The organism is Kitasatospora sp. NPDC053308, from assembly GCF_055585785.1.
In genome coordinates this window covers 939436-956092 of the sequence record NZ_JBVJJY010000001.1, presented here as the reverse complement: position 1 = coordinate 956092, position 16657 = coordinate 939436, and the positions used below count along the sequence as shown (strand labels likewise).

22 protein-coding genes are annotated in these 16657 nt (G+C 69.4%); 3 read left to right on the top strand and 19 right to left on the bottom strand.

Annotated features, from left to right (window positions below):
* Positions 1-38: 38 nt before the first annotated feature.
* From rpsQ to ACZ6Y7_RS04380, 12 genes are all read right to left on the bottom strand, one after another.
* Positions 39-311, bottom strand: a complete 273-nt coding sequence (rpsQ, locus tag ACZ6Y7_RS04435; RefSeq protein ID WP_030280777.1) for a 30S ribosomal protein S17 — start codon at positions 309-311, stop codon at positions 39-41.
* Positions 311-535, bottom strand: a complete 225-nt coding sequence (gene rpmC, locus ACZ6Y7_RS04430) for a 50S ribosomal protein L29 (RefSeq protein ID WP_030232478.1) — start codon at positions 533-535, stop codon at positions 311-313. Before rpmC ends, rpsQ begins: the two co-directional genes overlap by 1 nt.
* Positions 535-954, bottom strand: coding sequence for a 50S ribosomal protein L16 (gene rplP, locus ACZ6Y7_RS04425; RefSeq protein ID WP_030300385.1), 420 nt, complete (start codon positions 952-954; stop codon positions 535-537). The genes rpmC and rplP overlap by 1 nt, the downstream gene beginning before the upstream one ends.
* Positions 955-959: 5 nt before the next feature.
* Positions 960-1784 carry a 30S ribosomal protein S3 gene (gene rpsC / locus ACZ6Y7_RS04420; RefSeq protein ID WP_030263494.1) on the bottom strand — a complete coding sequence of 275 codons (825 nt, stop codon included), beginning with the start codon at positions 1782-1784 and terminating at the stop codon, positions 960-962.
* Positions 1784-2131, bottom strand: coding sequence for a 50S ribosomal protein L22 (rplV, locus tag ACZ6Y7_RS04415; RefSeq protein ID WP_030280773.1), 348 nt, complete (start codon positions 2129-2131; stop codon positions 1784-1786). Before rplV ends, rpsC begins: the two co-directional genes overlap by 1 nt.
* A gap of 58 nt (positions 2132-2189) precedes the next feature.
* The gene (rpsS, locus tag ACZ6Y7_RS04410) at positions 2190-2471 is read right to left on the bottom strand and encodes a 30S ribosomal protein S19 (protein ID WP_030280772.1); all 282 of its coding nucleotides are present in this window, start codon (positions 2469-2471) and stop codon (positions 2190-2192) included.
* Positions 2472-2482: 11 nt separating this feature from the next.
* Positions 2483-3319, bottom strand: coding sequence for a 50S ribosomal protein L2 (rplB, locus tag ACZ6Y7_RS04405; protein ID WP_030232466.1), 837 nt, complete (start codon positions 3317-3319; stop codon positions 2483-2485).
* A 46-nt stretch (positions 3320-3365) separates the two neighbouring features.
* Positions 3366-3683 (bottom strand): 50S ribosomal protein L23, encoded by a 318-nt coding sequence (gene rplW / locus ACZ6Y7_RS04400; protein WP_030280768.1) that lies wholly within the window; start codon positions 3681-3683, stop codon positions 3366-3368.
* Positions 3683-4360 (bottom strand): 50S ribosomal protein L4, encoded by a 678-nt coding sequence (gene rplD, locus ACZ6Y7_RS04395; RefSeq protein WP_402221186.1) that lies wholly within the window; start codon positions 4358-4360, stop codon positions 3683-3685. Before rplD ends, rplW begins: the two co-directional genes overlap by 1 nt.
* Before the next feature lie 4 nt (positions 4361-4364).
* Entirely contained in the window at positions 4365-5012 is a 648-nt protein-coding gene (rplC, locus tag ACZ6Y7_RS04390; protein WP_153460994.1) for a 50S ribosomal protein L3, read from the bottom strand.
* Between the two features lie 14 nt (positions 5013-5026).
* Positions 5027-5335: a 30S ribosomal protein S10 gene (gene rpsJ, locus ACZ6Y7_RS04385; RefSeq protein ID WP_012785157.1), complete on the bottom strand. Its 309-nt coding sequence runs from the start codon at positions 5333-5335 to the stop codon at positions 5027-5029.
* 395 nt (positions 5336-5730) lie between these two features.
* Positions 5731-7344 carry a phospholipid carrier-dependent glycosyltransferase gene (locus ACZ6Y7_RS04380; RefSeq protein ID WP_465756319.1) on the bottom strand — a complete coding sequence of 538 codons (1614 nt, stop codon included), beginning with the start codon at positions 7342-7344 and terminating at the stop codon, positions 5731-5733.
* 536 nt (positions 7345-7880) lie between these two features.
* On the opposite strand from ACZ6Y7_RS04380, the gene ACZ6Y7_RS04375 reads away from it, so the two are divergent.
* Complete coding sequence (locus ACZ6Y7_RS04375) at positions 7881-9095, top strand: acyltransferase family protein (RefSeq protein ID WP_465756318.1); 1215 nt, start codon at positions 7881-7883, stop codon at positions 9093-9095.
* A gap of 83 nt (positions 9096-9178) precedes the next feature.
* On the opposite strand, the gene ACZ6Y7_RS04370 is transcribed toward ACZ6Y7_RS04375, so the two are convergent.
* The 6 genes from ACZ6Y7_RS04370 to rfbB all read right to left on the bottom strand — a co-directional run bounded on the left by ACZ6Y7_RS04370 (position 9179) and on the right by rfbB (position 14527).
* Positions 9179-10072, bottom strand: a complete 894-nt coding sequence (locus ACZ6Y7_RS04370; RefSeq protein ID WP_465756317.1) for a glycosyltransferase family 2 protein — start codon at positions 10070-10072, stop codon at positions 9179-9181.
* A gap of 8 nt (positions 10073-10080) precedes the next feature.
* Positions 10081-10857, bottom strand: a complete 777-nt coding sequence (locus ACZ6Y7_RS04365) for a glycosyltransferase family 2 protein (protein ID WP_465756316.1) — start codon at positions 10855-10857, stop codon at positions 10081-10083.
* A complete protein-coding gene (locus ACZ6Y7_RS04360; RefSeq protein ID WP_465756315.1) occupies positions 10854-11246 on the bottom strand; it encodes a DUF2304 family protein in 393 nt (130 codons plus the stop codon). Before ACZ6Y7_RS04360 ends, ACZ6Y7_RS04365 begins: the two co-directional genes overlap by 4 nt.
* A gap of 91 nt (positions 11247-11337) precedes the next feature.
* Positions 11338-12642 (bottom strand): hypothetical protein, encoded by a 1305-nt coding sequence (locus ACZ6Y7_RS04355; protein WP_465756314.1) that lies wholly within the window; start codon positions 12640-12642, stop codon positions 11338-11340.
* Positions 12639-13553, bottom strand: coding sequence for a dTDP-4-dehydrorhamnose reductase (gene rfbD, locus ACZ6Y7_RS04350; RefSeq protein WP_465756313.1), 915 nt, complete (start codon positions 13551-13553; stop codon positions 12639-12641). Before rfbD ends, ACZ6Y7_RS04355 begins: the two co-directional genes overlap by 4 nt.
* Positions 13550-14527, bottom strand: a complete 978-nt coding sequence (gene rfbB / locus ACZ6Y7_RS04345; RefSeq protein WP_465756312.1) for a dTDP-glucose 4,6-dehydratase — start codon at positions 14525-14527, stop codon at positions 13550-13552. The genes rfbD and rfbB overlap by 4 nt, the downstream gene beginning before the upstream one ends.
* Before the next feature lie 83 nt (positions 14528-14610).
* On the opposite strand from rfbB, the gene rfbA reads away from it, so the two are divergent.
* Together rfbA and rfbC are read left to right on the top strand one after the other, a co-directional pair.
* Positions 14611-15486: a glucose-1-phosphate thymidylyltransferase RfbA gene (gene rfbA, locus ACZ6Y7_RS04340; RefSeq protein WP_465756311.1), complete on the top strand. Its 876-nt coding sequence runs from the start codon at positions 14611-14613 to the stop codon at positions 15484-15486.
* Entirely contained in the window at positions 15483-16082 is a 600-nt protein-coding gene (gene rfbC / locus ACZ6Y7_RS04335; protein WP_465756310.1) for a dTDP-4-dehydrorhamnose 3,5-epimerase, read from the top strand. The genes rfbA and rfbC overlap by 4 nt, the downstream gene beginning before the upstream one ends.
* 97 nt (positions 16083-16179) lie before the next feature.
* Here the strand turns inward: rfbC and ACZ6Y7_RS04330 are convergent, their stop codons facing one another.
* Positions 16180-16536 carry a GtrA family protein gene (locus ACZ6Y7_RS04330; protein ID WP_465756309.1) on the bottom strand — a complete coding sequence of 119 codons (357 nt, stop codon included), beginning with the start codon at positions 16534-16536 and terminating at the stop codon, positions 16180-16182.
* Between the last annotated feature and the right edge of the window lie 121 nt (positions 16537-16657).

Below are 16657 nucleotides of genomic sequence, written 5' to 3'. Positions count from 1 at the left end.
GGACCCGGTGCACATACGGCCGTACCTCATCGGCTTCGTTACTTGGCCTTCTCGAGGATCTCGACGACGCGCCAGCGCTTCGTCGCGGACAGCGGGCGGGTCTCCGCGAGGAGGACCCGGTCGCCCACGCCGCACGCGTTCTGCTCGTCGTGCGCCTTCAGCTTGTTCGTACGGCGGATGACCTTGCCGTACAGAGCGTGCTTGACGCGGTCCTCGACGGCGACGACGACGGTCTTGTCCATCTTGTCGCTGACGACGAGACCCTCACGGGTCTTGCGGAAACCGCGCGTCTCGTTGGTGTTCTCAGTCATCAGGCGTTCTCCACCGTCTCGATGCCCAGCTCGCGCTCGCGCATCAGGGTGTAGATCCGCGCGATGTCCTTCCGGACGAGCTTGAGCCGTCCGTGGTTGTCGAGCTGCCCGGTCGCCGCCTGGAAGCGGAGGTTGAACAGCTCCTCCTTGGCCTCGCGGAGCTTCGCAACGAGACCCTCGTTGTCCAGCGAGCGAAGCTCAGCAGCCTTGGTAGCGGCCGACATCAGCTCTCACCGTCCTCGCGCCGGACGATCCGGCACTTCATCGGCAGCTTGTGCGCGGCGCGGGTGAGCGCCTCGCGAGCAACCTTCTCGTTCGGGTACGACAGCTCGAACATGACCCGACCCGGGTGCACGTTCGCGATCCACCACTCCGGCGAACCCTTACCGGAACCCATGCGGGTCTCGGCCGGCTTCTTGGTGAGCGGGCGGTCCGGGTAGATGTTGATCCAGACCTTGCCGCCACGGCGGATGTGACGGGTGATCGCGATACGAGCGGACTCGATCTGACGGTTCGTCACGTAGGCCGGGGTCACGGCCTGGATGCCGAACTGGCCGAACGCCAGCTCGGTGCCACCCTTGGAGGCGCCACGGCGCTTCGGGTGGTGCTGCTTGCGGTGCTTGACCCGACGGGGGATCAGCATTGCGGTCAGGCCTCCGTTCCGGTGTTCTCGGCAGCCGGAGCCTCGGCGGCCGGGGCCGCGGGGGCCTCGGCAGCGGCGGGACGACGGCCGCGGCCACCGCGCTCGCCACCACGACGCTCGCCACCGCGGGCGGGACGACCGCCCTCGGGACGGGCCGGGCGGTTGCCCGAGCGGGCAGCGGCGTTCTCAGCGCGGACCTCGGCGATGTTCTTGACGTCGCCCTTGTAGATCCAGACCTTCACGCCGATGCGGCCGAAGGTGGTCTTGGCCTCGAAGAAGCCGTAGTCGACGTTCGCACGGAGGGTGTGCAGCGGCACGCGACCCTCGCGGTAGAACTCCGAACGGCTCATCTCGGCGCCGCCGAGACGACCGGAGCACTGGACCTTGATGCCCTTGGCGCCGGACTTCATGGTGCCCTGCATCGACTTGCGCATGGCACGGCGGAAGGAGACGCGGGAGGACAGCTGCTCCGCGACGCCCTGAGCCACGAGCTGGGCGTCCAGCTCGGGGTTCTTGACCTCGAGGATGTTCAGCTGGACCTGCTTGCCGGTCAGCTTCTCGAGGTCGCCGCGGATGCGGTCGGCCTCGGTGCCACGGCGACCGATGACGATGCCGGGGCGGGCGGTGTGGATGTCGACGCGGACGCGGTCGCGGGTGCGCTCGATCTCGACCTTGGAGATGCCGGCGCGCTCCATGCCCTTCGTCATCATGCGACGAATGGCGACGTCTTCCTTGACGTAGTCCTTGTACAGCTTGTCGGCGTACCAGCGGGACTTGAAGTCCGTGCTGATGCCGAGGCGGAACCCGTGCGGGTTAACCTTCTGGCCCATTACCGGGTCCCTTCCTTGCTGCTGACGACCACGGTGATGTGGCTGGTCCGCTTGCGGATCCGGTAGGCGCGGCCCTGGGCGCGCGGACGGAACCGCTTCAGGGTCGGGCCCTCGTCAACGTACGCCTCGGAGATGTAGAGGTCGTCCACGTTGGAGTGGTTGTAGTTGTGCGCGGCGTTGGCGATGGCGCTGTCGAGCACCTTGCCGACCGGCACGGTGGCGGCCTGCGGAGCGAAACGCAGGACGGCCTGGGCCTCCGTGGCATTCATGCCACGGATGAGGTCCACCACGCGGCGGGCCTTCATGGGCGTCACGCGGATGTACCGCGCCTGAGCCCTGGCTTCCATGGTTGTCCCCTTAATGGAGTAAGTCATTGAGTCGTTGTGGCGCGTCAAGCTCAGACGCTTAGCGACGCTTCGACTTCCGGTCTTCCTTCACGTGGCCACGGAAGGTGCGGGTCGGAGCGAACTCGCCGAGCTTGTGGCCGACCATCGACTCGGTGACGAACACCGGGACGTGCTTGCGGCCATCGTGGACCGCGATCGTGTGACCGAGCATGCTCGGGGAGATCACGGAACGACGGGACCAGGTCTTGATGACGTTCTGGGTACCCGCCTCGTTCTGAGCGTCCACCTTCTTGATGAGGTGGCCGTCGATGAAGGGGCCCTTCTTGAGACTGCGCGGCATCTGACCTGCTCCTAGCGCTTCTTGTTGGTCTTGCGGCGGCGCACGATGAGCTTGTCCGACGCCTTGTTCGGGCGACGGGTACGGCCCTCGGGCTTACCCCACGGCGAGACCGGGTGGCGACCACCGGAGGTCTTACCCTCACCACCACCGTGCGGGTGGTCGATCGGGTTCATGGCGACACCACGCACGGTCGGGCGGACGCCCTTCCAGCGCATGCGGCCGGCCTTGCCCCAGTTGATGTTCGACTGCTCGGCGTTGCCGACCTCGCCGACGGTGGCGCGGCAGCGCGCGTCCACCAGGCGGATCTCACCGGAGGGCATGCGCAGGTGCGCCATCTTGCCCTCACGCGCCAGCAGCTGGATGCCGGAGCCGGCCGAGCGGGCCAGCTTGGCACCGCCGCCGGGACGCAGCTCCACCGCGTGGATGGTGGTACCGACCGGGATGTTGCGCAGCGGCAGGTTGTTGCCCGGCTTGATGTCGGCGCCAGCGCCGTTCTCGATCCGGTCACCCTGCGCGATGCCGCGCGGCGCGATGATGTAGCGCTTCTCGCCGTCCGCGTAGTGCAGGAGCGCGATGCGCGCGGTGCGGTTCGGGTCGTACTCGATGTGCGCGACCTTGGCCGGCACGCCGTCCTTGTCGTGACGACGGAAGTCGATCACGCGGTAGGCGCGCTTGTGACCGCCACCCTGGTGGCGAGCGGTGACACGACCGGCGTTGTTACGGCCGCCCTTGCTGTGCAGCGGGCGAACCAGCGACTTCTCCGGAGTGGACCGCGTGATTTCTACGAAGTCGGCCACGCTGGAGCCACGACGGCCCGGCGTAGTCGGCTTGTACTTGCGGATGCCCATTTGGCTCTCTCGTCCTCGTCCTAATCGACGATCACGATCTCCCTGTTCAGGAGACCGGACCACCGAAGATGTCGATGCGGTTGCCCTCGGCCAGCGTCACGATGGCGCGCTTGGTGTCCTTGCGCTTGCCAAAGCCCGTCTTGGAGCGCTTGCGCTTGCCCTGACGGTTGATCGTGTTGACAGCCTCGACCTTGACCGAGAAGACCGCCTCGACGGCCTGCTTGATCTGGGTCTTGTTGGCGCCCGGCGACACGATGAACGTGTACTTGTTCTCGTCGAGAAGGCTGTAGCTCTTCTCGGAGATGACCGGCTTCACCAGGACGTCACGGGGGTCCGTGAACGTCTTGCTCGTAACGTCGCTCATCAGGCGGCGCTCCCTTCGAGCTCGCCCTCAGCGGCAACGGCCTTGGCGGACGCGGCCGGACCGGCCACGAAACGCTCGAAGGCGGCCTGGGTGAAGACCACATCGTCGGAGACGAGCACGTCGTAGGTGTTCAGCTGACCGGCGTCCAGGATGTGCACGTGCGGCAGGTTGCGAGCGGACTTGAGGCCCAGCTCGTCGTCGCGCTCGACGACCAGGAGGACGTTCTTGCGCTCGGTGATCTTGCCGAACAGGCTCTTGGCGGCCTTGGTCGACGGCGCCTCGGTCGCGGTCACGCCGGTGACGACGTGAATGCGGTTGTGGCGGGCCCGGTCGGTGAGCGCACCGCGCAGAGCGGCGGCGATCATCTTCTTCGGGGTCCGCTGCGAGTAGTCGCGCGGCACGGGACCGTGCACGACGCCACCGCCGGCGAACTGCGGCGCACGGGTCGAGCCCTGACGGGCGCGGCCGGTGCCCTTCTGGCGGTACGGCTTCTTGCCGCCACCGCGGACCTCGCCACGAGTCTTGGTCTTGTGGGTGCCCTGACGGGCCGCAGCGAGCTGCGCCACGACGACCTGGTGCATCAGCGGAACGCTGACCTTCGCGTCGAAGATCTCGGCCGGCAGCTCGATGCTGCCGGTCTTGTCGCCAGCCGGCGACAGGATGTCAATGGTGCTCATTTCCTCACAGCCCCTTCGCCGCGGTGCGGACGAGGACGAGGCCGCCGTTCGGGCCCGGGACGGCGCCCTTGATGAGCAGCAGACCCTTCTCCGCGTCGACCGCGTGCACGGTCAGGTTCTGGGTCGTGACACGCTCGTGGCCCATCCGACCAGCCATGCGCAGGCCCTTGAACACACGGCCCGGGGTGGCGCAGCCACCGATGGAACCGGGCGAGCGGTGCTTGCGCTGGGTGCCGTGACCGGCGCCGAGACCACGGAAGTTGTGGCGCTTCATGACACCGGCGAAGCCCTTGCCCTTGGAGGTGCCGGTCACGTCGACCTTGACACCCGCCTCGAACAGCTCGGCGGTGATCTCCTGGCCCAGGGTGTACTCGGAGGCGTCCGAGGTACGCAGCTCGACCAGGTGACGGCGCGGGGTGACACCGGCCTTGGCGAAGTGACCCGCGAGGGGCTTGTTCACCTTGCGGGGGTCGATCTCGCCGAAGCCGATCTGGACGGCGTCGTAGCCGGCCGGGCTGTCGGCGGTGTGGACCTGGGTCACGACATTCGGCCCGGCCTTGACGACGGTCACCGGCACGACCCGGTTGTTCTCGTCCCAGACCTGGGTCATGCCGAGCTTCTCGCCCAGGATGCCCTTAATCTGCTTAGCCATCTTCGGTGCGCCTCTCAGAGCTTGATCTCGATGTCGACGCCGGCCGGCAGGTCGAGACGCATCAGCGAGTCAACCGTCTTCGGCGTGGGGTCGAGGATGTCGATCAGACGCTTGTGAGTACGCATCTCGAAGTGCTCGCGCGAGTCCTTGTACTTGTGCGGCGAGCGGATGACGCAGTACACGTTCTTCTCAGTGGGCAGCGGCACCGGGCCCGCGACCTGCGCACCAGTACGGATCACCGTCTCGACGATCTTCTTCGCCGAGGAGTCGATGACCTCGTGGTCGTAGGCCTTGAGCCGGATGCGGATCTTCTGTCCCGCCATGGCTACTCAGTAGTCCTTTGTCCTCTTAGTTGCCACACGACTCCCCCTTCGACCCCCGCGCTCGGGCGTGTCGCCCTCGCGCTTGCAAAAAACCGGCGAAAAATCTCGTCGGTTTCGAACTACGGGGTTGGGGTGAGCCGGGTCGAGGCCCCGCACACGCTTCCCGGAAGATTCCCGTACTTTCGCCCCGCAGCTGCCGTGGCGTAGAACTCACGCTTGACGGCCATCACGGGAACGACGAGTACATGGGACTCGCTTCCGGTCCTCCCGGCGGGAGGCGCGCAGCATCGGCACTCAACCGAGCAACTTGGACATACTGCCACATGGAGCAGTCCGGATGCCAATCGGGGCCGGTGAGGCGCTCCTCACCGGCCCCGACGGGGTACCTCGGCCGCTCAGTGCTTGCGCCAGAGGATCCAGCCGTTCTTCTTGCTCTCCTTGGCCACGTACCACTCCTGCGGATGGTCCGGCCAGTACGACTCCGGAGCCTTGCCCTCGGCGGCGAGCGGGGTGACGATCGCCGTCGCCTGGGCCGGGACGCCCTGCCAGCGCGGGTCCTTGTACCAGACGCGGCCGGGAAGGATCTCGTAGGTCTGCGCCATCCTCAGATCCCATCCCATGTCCCAGGCGATCACCAGGTTGTCGCCGCGCTTGATCCCCGCCTCCTTGGTGAAGCCGGTCGCCGCGGGCTTGCGGTCGTTGGCGTGCGGCGTGGAGAGCCGATCGGTGATCGTCGCCGTCGCCAGGCCGGCGAACAGGGACAGCGAGACGGCGACCACCCAGAGCACCTTCCGCCCGGCGGCGATCCGGAACAGGAACACCACCAGCAGCAGCGCGAAGGCCGCGGCGGTCGCCCGGGCCATCTGCAGGCCGTTCCAGTTGGCGGTGAGGAAGGAGGTGTCAGGCAGCGCCCAGCCGATGAAGACCTGCTTGTAGAGCCGCCAGGTCGCGTACTGGGTCACCTCCACGTAGCAGAACCCCGCGATCCCGATCGCCCCCAGGGCGACGTAGGCGATCTGCCGGCGGCCCAGTCTGGCCAGCACCGCGACACCGACGGCGAACATCGGCGGGACCAGCGTGGACAGGTACCGGGCGTACACCCAGTTGTCGATCCGGCCGTCGTCCGGCAGCGCCGCGGAGGAGGCGAGCGCGATGCCGCACATCAGCGAGACCATCACCGCGCCGACCACCCGGGAGGCCCTCGGTACCCGCTTGCTGAACAGCCCGAACAGGCAGATCGCGATCGCCAGACCGGCCATGCCCCACGTGGAGACGATCAGGTACCAGACCTGGCCGAGGGCACGTGTCAGCGTCCGGGGCAGCAGCTCGGGGTTGGTGAAGCCTTCTATCGCCTGCGTGCCGACGGTGCTGTCCGGCACCGTGAACTGGTGGAGCAACCAGGCCGCCAGCGCCTTGGCAGCACCGAAGCCGGCGCCGAGCACCGCCAGGCCGACCAGGCCGGTCCGCCACGGCGCCCAGCGGAGGACCAGCGCCAGTACCAGGACCAGGCCGGTCAACGCGACGACGACGCCACCGCGGTCGTGCGTGGCCATCGCGAAGGCCGCCGAGGCCGCCATGCCGACCGCGTACCAGTACTGCCGCTTGGTGCTGCTTCCCTCGGAGAGCCACCCGTGCATGCAGATCAGCCAGCACAGCACGACGACCGGCAGCACGACGTCGGACATCACGAACTGCGAGTAGAAGACCACCGGGGGCAGCAGCGCGACGGCGAAGGCGAAGCCGTACGACAGCATCCGGCGCATGCCCAGACGGCGCAGGACCACATAGACCAGCGGGAAGACCAAGGCGTTGAGCACCGCGTTGATGCCCATGATCAGGTGGTAGGCCAGCACCGGATCGTCCGTGACGCGCATCGCCGGGGAGATCAGCAGCGGGTACCCGCCCGGAATCACCACGCCGACCGGCATCTCGGTGGTCCCGTAGCCCGCCAGCACTCGGGCCAGGACGAGGTAGGAGTCCTCGTCCGCGTGCACCGACGGGAAACTCATGTGTCGCACGAGGTAGAGCCGGAAGAGCAACTGAGCGAGGTAGCCCCCGATCAGGACGGCCGGCCAGAACCTCCGGTGGGTGGCTGCTCGCAGGGTCCATGCCTGGATCCGGACAACCGGGTCCGCTCCCCCGCGCACATCGGTCGTTCCCTGTCTGGTCTGCTCGAGGCCGTCAGGCTTCGCCTCGACGGCCTTTGCTGGACTACGCACTGAACTCCGACTCTTCCCCTGGTTGGTCCGGCCCCGACTGCCGTGCGGGCCGGTTGTGAAGGTCACGCTAACAATCAACGCGAAGCACTCACTCCCGAGTTCGAAGGCAGCACACGCATCCGAATCCGTCCGGGATGACGACCGGTCCCCTTATCACACTCTCCGTGCGACTCATCGTAACCGCCCCCCGAGGGCGTGCCACCGCGGACCGTCCGGGCGGCCGCCCGGCCGTCGACTGGCCGTGGAGCCCCGCGGGCGGGCCGATAGGGTGAGCTCCGCGCAGTCCGTCCACGCCCACACCACCACGGCCCCGGAGCCTCCCGCCCATGTCTCGCACCGCACGCAAGAGGTCGGTTCTGACGGCCTCTCCGCCCTTGGCCCAGGCCCTCGGACGGAAGAACGGCTTCGGCCTGCTCCGGCTCGTGCTCGCCCTCGCCGTGATCTTCGCCCACGCGATGCCGCTCGGGATGGGCAAGCCGGACCTCGGGCTGCTGGAGAGCCGGGGCCAGACCAACGTCGGCGCGATCGCGGTGAGCGGCTTCTTCGTGCTCTCCGGCCTGCTGATCACCCGCAGCGGCATGCGGCTGAGCCCGGCGCGCTTCCTCTGGAACCGGGCCATCCGCATCCTGCCCGGCCTCTGGGCCTGCCTGCTGCTCACGGCCTTCGTGGTCGCGCCGGTGGTCGCGTACCACCAGGGCCGGCTGGCCGGCTTCTGGTCGCACCCGCAGGGCCCGCTGGAGTACCTGGAGGCCAACTGGTCGATCGGGGTGTACCAGTGGGGCATCTCCGGGCTGCTCGACCACGTGCCGCACCCGACGGCCTTCAACGGCTCGGTCTGGTCGCTGGCGTACGAGGTCCTCTGCTACCTGCTGGTGGTCTCGCTGGCCGCGGTCGGCGTGCTGCGGCGGGCGCGCTGGGCCGTCACCCTGATGGTCCTCGGGCTGTACGCGTACATGGTCCACCTCGCCTCGGCCTTCCACCTGCTGCGGGCCCCCGAGTACGCGCCGACCGGCCTGACCGGCTGGCAGCTGCCGTTCCTGGGCTCGATCAGCCTGGACATGTTCCTACCCCTGACCTTCATGTTCGGCCTCGGCGCACTCGCGGAGCTGTACAAGGACCGCCTGCCGGTCAACGACGTGGCCGGTGTGCTGGCCGCCGCCGTCTTCCTCGGCTCCGCCCGGTTCGGCGGCTTCACGGTGCTCGGGCTGCCGGCCTTCGCCTACCTGCTGGTCTGGCTGGCCTGCCGGATGCCCGGTCCGCTGACCAAGGTCGGCACCAAGGTGGACCTCTCCTACGGGGTGTACATCTACGCCTTCCCGATCCAGCAGTGCCTGGCGCTGTGGGGCGTCGGCAAGCACGGCTACTGGGCGTACACGGCGGCCTCGGTGGCGCTCTCGGTGGTCGCCGCGTTCTGCTCCTGGCACACCGTCGAGAAGCCCGCGCTCAAGCTGAAGGACCTGGGGCTGCGCAAGCCGCCGCGGGGCCTGGAGCGCCCGGAGGCCGTCCCGGCGGATCGGCCGCTCTCCCCGGCGGCCTCCTGAACCACCGAAAGCACCGGGCCCGGTACGCGCACTGCGTACCGGGCCCGGTTCGTCTCGGGGGCGGGGAGGGTGCGGACGCCGGATCAGGCCCGGCGGCCGGCCACGTGGCTCAGCATCGCCCCGACCCCCTGCAGGCCCGCCTTGCGGCCGGCCGCAGGAATCATGCTTATCGCGTGCAGCCGGGACGAGACGTAGCGGCGGGAGATGGCTCCCGCGCGGCGCCAGCCGTGGGCGTCCAACCGGTCGCCCGTCTCCCGGAAGAAGCGGCGGGCTTCCTCGAACCGCTTGCCGGTGAAGGCCGTCACCGAGGACTCGCTGACGGCGTGCCGCCGGTAGCTGAAGCACACCTCGGTCATCACCGCCAGCGAGACGTCCGCGAGCAGCAGGTCGACGACCACCGCGAGGTCCTGGATGACCCCCAGATCGGCCCGGAAGCTGGTCTGCTGGATGTCCTTCGTCCGCCAGCAGATGGACGGGAAGTACAGCCAGTCGCCCCGCATCAGGCTCATCGCGAGCGGCTCGCCGGACATCAGGACCGGGCCGGGGTTCTTCGGTGCGTACAGCTTGCGCTTGACGGTGTCCGCGAGGCTGCTCGTGGGCTGCCCGTCAGCGCCGATGACCTGCACACCGGGCTGCACCATGCCCGCGTCGGGGAAGCGCCTGAGGGCCTCCCGGACCACCCGGAGGTAGTTGGGGTGCATCAGGTCGTCGCACCCCATGAGCACGAGGTAGTCGTACTCGGCGAGCTGGACGCAGCGGTTGAAGTTGCCGCTGACGCCGAGGTTGTTCTCGTTGCGGAAGTACCGGACCCGCGGGTCGGCGAGGGACTCGAACCAGCCCGGTACGTCCGGTTCCTTGCCGTCGTCGACGACCGTCAGGCGCCAGTCGTCCCCGTCCTGGGCCAACACACTGCGGACGGCGTCCTGCATGAGTCGGACGTCGCCGTAGTACGGCATCAGGATCTCGAATCGGGACATCTACAGACCTAGACCTTGCCGATGAGCTCGGGCCGACGGGCGGCGGCGCGGGTGGCGGGCTCGATGGCCTTCACGTTCGCCGGCATCCGGCGGATGAGGGCGAGCAGCAGCACCAGGCCTGCCCGGGCCAGGTAGATCGTCGCCTTGATCGGGGAGGCGGACGGCGTGCCGGTGGTCCGCTCGCGCATCGCGACCGGGACCTGGCGGATGACGAACCCGCAGCGGGCGGCGCCGACCATGCTCTCGATGGTGTCGCCCAGGTACTCGACCGGGTACCAGTGCGAGAAGAACTCGATCATCGGCTTGTTGCAGGCCTTGAAGCCCGAGGTGGTGTCGGTGAGCCGGGTCTTGGCGACCCGCGACAGCACCACCGAGAGCAGCTTCATCGCCCAGGCGCGCGGGCCGCGCACCTTGTACGAGCCCTCGCCGGCGAAGCGGGCGCCGATGACCAGGTCCGCGGTGCGGAGCTGCTCCAGCAGCGCGGGCACGTAGGCCGGGTCGTGCTGGCCGTCCGCGTCGCACTGGATCGCCACGTCGTAGTCGTGCAGGTGCGCGTAGCGGTAGCCGAAGCGCATCGCGCCGCCGACACCCAGGTTGTACGGCAGCTGCGCGACCTTGGAGCCGTAGGCGGCGGCGACGGCGGCGGTGCTGTCCGTCGAGCCGTCGTCGACGACCAGGGTGTCCACGCCGGGCAGCTTCTGCTGGATCTCGCGGAGGATCTTCGGCAGACCCTCGGCCTCGTTCCAGGCGGGCAGGATGATCAGTACCCGCTTGTCGTCGATCATGCCTTCACCTCGGGGTCAATCGCGCTGTTGCCCGTGCGCGCAATCGGGAAGTCGTGGTGCTCGGCGAGGTGGGCGCGCATCATCGCGACGTCCTCGGCCAGGGTGCGGGTCTCCGCCTCGAGGCGGCTGGTCTCCCAGCTGAGGTGCACACAGACCAGCAGCACCAGTACGAACCCGGCGAACAGCACGAGGCTCACGCCGGAGGCCACGCCCAGACGCCGTGCGGTCGAGTCCAGGAGCCGCGGGAAGAATCCCAGCGGCGCGACCACCAGACCGATGCCGAGCCAGAGCGCCGCGTACTTCTCCCGGAGTTGCTGACGACGCAGCAGCTCAAGGATCCACACGAGCACCAGCACGCCGGTGATCGAAGTCAGCACACTCAGCTGCACGTTGGATCTCGCCTTTCTCGCGTGGGTGAAGGAAATAGTAGAGATGCGGAAACGACGGCACGTCGCCAGGGGAGCAGCGGAGGCACTGGGATCAACCCGCGGAAACCGTGACGCGCGGAACATCGGGCTCGGCGCCGCGCACGCTACCGTCGCCGCGCAGCGCCAGCAACATGACCGCGAGCACCACGAGCGGACCGACGGTGTACGCGGCCTCCACGCGGGTCGCCGGGGCGCCCGGCAGGCAGGTGATCAGCAGCAGCGCGGCGGTGCCGAGCACCCAGCCGAGCAGCTGCCGGCGGTGGTGGCCGCGGGCGATGACCGCCTGGCCGACCACCGTGGCGAGCAGGTAGGCGAGGGTGCCCACCGACAGCCAGAGGAAGTCCACCGGACCGAGAGCATGCCGGTCCGCGTTGAACGCGACGTGAATCATCCATGGCCCGAGGACCACGGCGGGCACTCCGCCGAGGACGCCGAGGGCCGTCACCACGCCGCAGGTCTTGGTGAGGAGCTTGCGGAAGCCGGCCCGGTCGCCGGTCGCCACGGCCGTCGACAGCCCCGACATCAGCGAGGCCTGCAGCGCGCCGAAGACGAACAGCGGGACCCGGCTGAGCACCATCGCGCCGGTGATCGCGCCGACCAGCACGGCCTGCGAGGGCGCCAGCACCTGGATGCTGAGCACGGCGGCGTTGGCGACGAACTGGGCGAGCAGGAACGAGGCGGTGAGCATGCCCAGGCCGCTGTACAGCTCACGCCAGCCGATGGCCGGCCCCGGCCGGGCGATCCGCAGCGTCCGCGGCAGGCTCACCAGCATCGCCAGCACCGGGGAGACGGCCAGGACCAGGCTGTACGCGAGCGCCGAGTGCACGCCCGCCAGCAGCAGGCCGACCGAGAACGCCATCCGCAGGAAGCCGTCCAGGCCGAGCTGGAAGCCGTACGCGCCGAAGTGCCCGAGGCCGGCCAGCACCCCGCGGGTCAGGTAGCAGGCGGCCGGGCCGACGAAGGCGGCGGCCAGGGCCACCACCAGGCTCCGGTCGCCGTGGAAGAACGTGTCGGCGAGCGGCCGGGAGAACACGCCCAGTCCGGTGAGGACCGCCAGCAGCAGTCCGCCGGTCAGCACGGTCGCCTTGCGCAGCACCGGGGCCGCGCCCTCGCCCCGGGCGGTGCGGGCGGCGATCACCCGGGTCAGCTCCTGCTCGACCGGGAAGAACAGCCCGAGCGCGAACGCCATGGCGATCGTCCACAGGACGTTGACGTCGGCGATCGCCTGGCGGTCGAGCGCGTGCCCGGCCACCCCGAGGTGCACGTACGAGGCGCCGCCGAGGGTGACCGTGCCGACGCCGACCGCCAGCAGTCCCGGCGGCAGCGCGCGCGTCAGTCGGCCGAGCACGCCGGTCACCGCTCCGCCGCGGTGCGCAGCGCCCGGAACTCCGGGCGCTCCAGGGCCTCGGCCAGCATGGTCCGCCACTCGGCGAGCGGCGCCAGGCCGGCGGCGGCCCAGCGGTCGTGGCCGAGCACGCTGAAGGCGGGGCGCACGGCCGGGCGGACGAACGCCTCCGAGGTGGTCGGGCGGATCCGCTCCGGGTCCAGCCCGCTCAGCGCGTAGGTCTCGCGGGCCAGCCCGAACCAGGTGGTCCGGCCGCTCGCGGTGCCGTGGTAGATCCCGGCCGGGGCCGATCCGTCGAGTGCGGCCCGGCCGAGCTCGACCAGGCGGACGGCCAGGGCGTACGACCAGGTCGGCTGACCGTGCTGGTCGTCGACCACGTCGAGGGTGTCGCGCTGGGCGGCCAGCTTGAGCATGGTGGCCACGAAGTTCGGGCCGTGCTCGCCGTACAGCCAGGCGGTGCGCACGACGTAGCCGTGTTCGGGGAGCAGTTCGGTGACGGCCCGCTCCCCCACCAGCTTGCTGCGGCCGTAGGCGTTGACCGGCGCGGTCGGGGCGTCCTCCGGGCAGGGCTCGGTGGCGTCGCCCGGCAGCACGTAGTCGGTGGAGACGTGCAGCAGCCGGGCGCCGGTCTTGGCGCAGGCCGCGGCCAGGTGGCGCACGCCGGTGCCGTTGACGGCGGTGGCGGCGTCCTCCTCGGTCTCGGCGCCGTCGACGTCCGTCCACGCGGCGCAGTTGACCACGAGGTCGTGGCCCTCGACGGCGGCCTGGACGGCCGCGGCGTCGGTGATGTCGAGGTCGGCCCGGCGCAGCGCGGTGACCTCGGCGGTCGGGTCGCCGGCCAGGACCTGCAGCAGGTCCCGGCCGAGCATCCCGGCCGCGCCGGTGACCAGCCAGCGGACCCGGCCGGCGGCGTTCGCGGTCACTTGGCCAGGGCCGCCTTCTGCTTCAGCGGCTCCCACCAGGCGCGGTTCTCGCGGTACCAGGTGATGGTCGCGGCGAGGCCGTCCGGGAAGGAGACCTGCGGCTCGTAGCCGAGCTCCTCGCGGATCTTGCTGATGTCCAGGGAGTAGCGCAGGTCGTGGCCCTTGCGGTCCTCGACGTACTCGACCATCTCCCAGCCGGCGCCCGCGGCCTCCAGCAGCAGGCCGGTCAGCTCCTTGTTGGTGACCTCGGTGCCGCCGCCGATGTTGTAGACCTCACCGGCCCGGCCGCCGCGCATGACCAGCTCGATGCCCCGGCAGTGGTCCGAGACGTGCAGCCAGTCGCGGACGTTGCCGCCGTTGCCGTACAGCGGCACCTTCCTGCCGTCGATCAGGTTGGTGGTGAACAGCGGGATGACCTTCTCCGGGAACTGGTAGTGCCCGTAGTTGTTGGAGCAGCGGGTCACCACGACGTCCATGCCGTGCGTGCGGTGGTACGCCAGCGCCAGCAGGTCGGAGCCGGCCTTGGAGGCCGAGTACGGGGAGTTGGGGGCCAGCGGCCAGGTCTCCGTCCAGGAGCCCTCGCTGATCGAGCCGTAGACCTCGTCGGTGGAGACGTGGACGAAGCGGCCGACGCCGTGCTTGCGGGCGGCGTCCAGCAGGACCTGGGTGCCGAGCACGTTGGTCACGACGAACGGGCCCGCGCCGGCGATCGAGCGGTCCACGTGCGACTCGGCGGCGAAGTGCACCACCACGTCGTGGCCCGGCATGACCTGGTCCACGGCGTCCGCGTCGCAGATGTCGCCCTGGACGAAGGTGTAGCCCGGGTGGCCGGCCACCGGGGCCAGGTTCTCCAGGACGCCCGAGTAGGTGAGCTTGTCGAAGACGGTGATCCGGGCGCTCTCGTCCGCTCCGAGGAGCTGACGGACGAACTCCGAACCGATGAATCCGGCGCCGCCGGTAACGAGGATGCGCATAATGCGCGTAGTCTACCGTCGCCGATCGGCCCCCTCGCACGGCCCGGGACGGACCGCAGACGGCCCTCACTTAAGCTGCTCGCATGCGTGGAATCCTCCTGGCCGGTGGGACCGGCTCGCGTCTGTGGCCGCTCACCCGGGCGGTCTCGAAGCAGCTGCTCCCGGTCTTCGACAAGCCGATGATCTACTACCCGCTGTCCACCCTGGTGATGGCGGGCATCAGCGAGATCCTGATCATCACCACCCCCGCCGACCGCGAGCAGTTCGAGCGCCTGCTGGGCGACGGCTCGCAGCTCGGCCTCAAGCTGCAGTACACCGTCCAGGAGAAGCCCGAGGGCATCGCCCAGGCCTTCGTGCTCGGCGCGGACTTCATCGGTGACGAGTCGGTCGCCCTCATCCTCGGCGACAACATCTTCCACGGCAGCGGCCTCGGCACCCGCCTCGCGGAGCACACCGACTCCCCCGGCGGCCGGGTCTTCGCGTACCCGGTGGCCGACCCGACGGCGTACGGCGTGGTCGAGTTCGACGAGAACGGCCAGGCGATCTCCATCGAGGAGAAGCCCGAGAAGCCCAAGTCCCGCTACGCCGTCCCCGGCCTGTACTTCTACGACAACCGGGTCGTGGAGATCGCCCGCGGCCTGCAGCCCAGCGCGCGCGGCGAGCTGGAGATCACCGCGGTCAACGACGCCTACCTGCGCAAGGGCGAACTGAACGTCACGATCCTGGACCGCGGCACCGCCTGGCTGGACACCGGCACCTTCGTCTCGATGGTGCAGGCCTCGGAGTTCGTCCGGGTCATCGAGGAGCGCCAGGGCTTCAAGATCGGCTGCATCGAGGAGGCCGTCTGGCGGGCCGGCCTGATCAGCTCCGAGCAGCTGCGCGAGCTCGCCGAGCCACTGCTGAAGAGCGGCTACGGACAGTACCTGCTGGCCCTGCTGGACGAGGAGGACGCCAAGTGAAGTTCCAGGAACTGGGCATCGAGGGCCTGATCGAGATCACCCCTCAGCTGCACGGCGACCCGCGCGGCCTGTTCACCGAGTGGTACCGCTTCGACCGGCTGGCCGAGGTCGTCGGCCACCCGCTGCGGCTGGCCCAGGCCAACCTCTCGGTCTCCTCGCGCGGCGTGGTCCGCGGCATCCACTTCGCCGACGTGCCGCCCGGCCAGGCCAAGTACGTGACCTGCGTGCGCGGCGCCGTGCTCGACGTCATCGTCGACCTGCGGGTCGGCTCGCCGACCTTCGGCCGCTGGGAGGGCGTGCGGCTCGACGACGTGGAGCGCCGCGCGGTCTACATCCCGGAGGGCCTGGGCCACGGCTTCTGCGCGCTGACCGACGACGCCACGCTCTCGTACCTCTGCTCCGAGACGTACAACCCGACCGGCGAGCACTCGGTCCACCCGCTCGACCCCGACCTGGGCATCGAGTGGCCGGCCGACCAGCCGCTGCTGTCGGCCCGGGACGAGGCCGCGCCCTCGCTGGCGGAGGCGGTCTCCTCCGGCCTGCTGCCGACGTACGAGACCTGCAAGGCGTTCACCGAGAGCCTGCGCACCCGGTAGCACCGGGGGTTCCACGCACGCGCGCGAAGGCCCGGCCGGAGGGATCCGGCCGGGCCTTCGTCGTTCCGGTCACGCCGGGTCGGTCACGCCGTAGCGGTCACTTGTCCTTGAAGACCCAGTACTTGTAGCCGAAGTAGTTCACGATCGAGAGGATCACCAGGGGGATGGCCCGGGCCAGCAGGTAGAACAGTCCGAGCCTGACGAGCCCGCCCACCAGGAGGACGGTGCTGATCCAGTTCGCGGACGCGAGCAGCATGTAGCGCACGGTCTGCCCGCCGACCGGAGACGAGCTGCCGAACGCCCAGATCCGGTTGAGCAGGAAGTTGACCGTGAATCCGGCCAGCACTCCGGAGAGCGTGGACAGGGCCAGCGGCAGACGCAGCACGCCGTGCAGCACGTACAGCGTCCCCATGTCGATCACGGTGCTGGTGACGCCGCTGGCCAGGAACCGCACGGCGCTATGGCGCAAAAGTCCGGCAATGCGGCTCTTCGCGGAGGTCTCAGACGCTTCCGCGGGCAAATCCAGTGAAGTCACGGGGGAATCGTAAGGGGCGGGAGAGGCCTCGGCATACTGG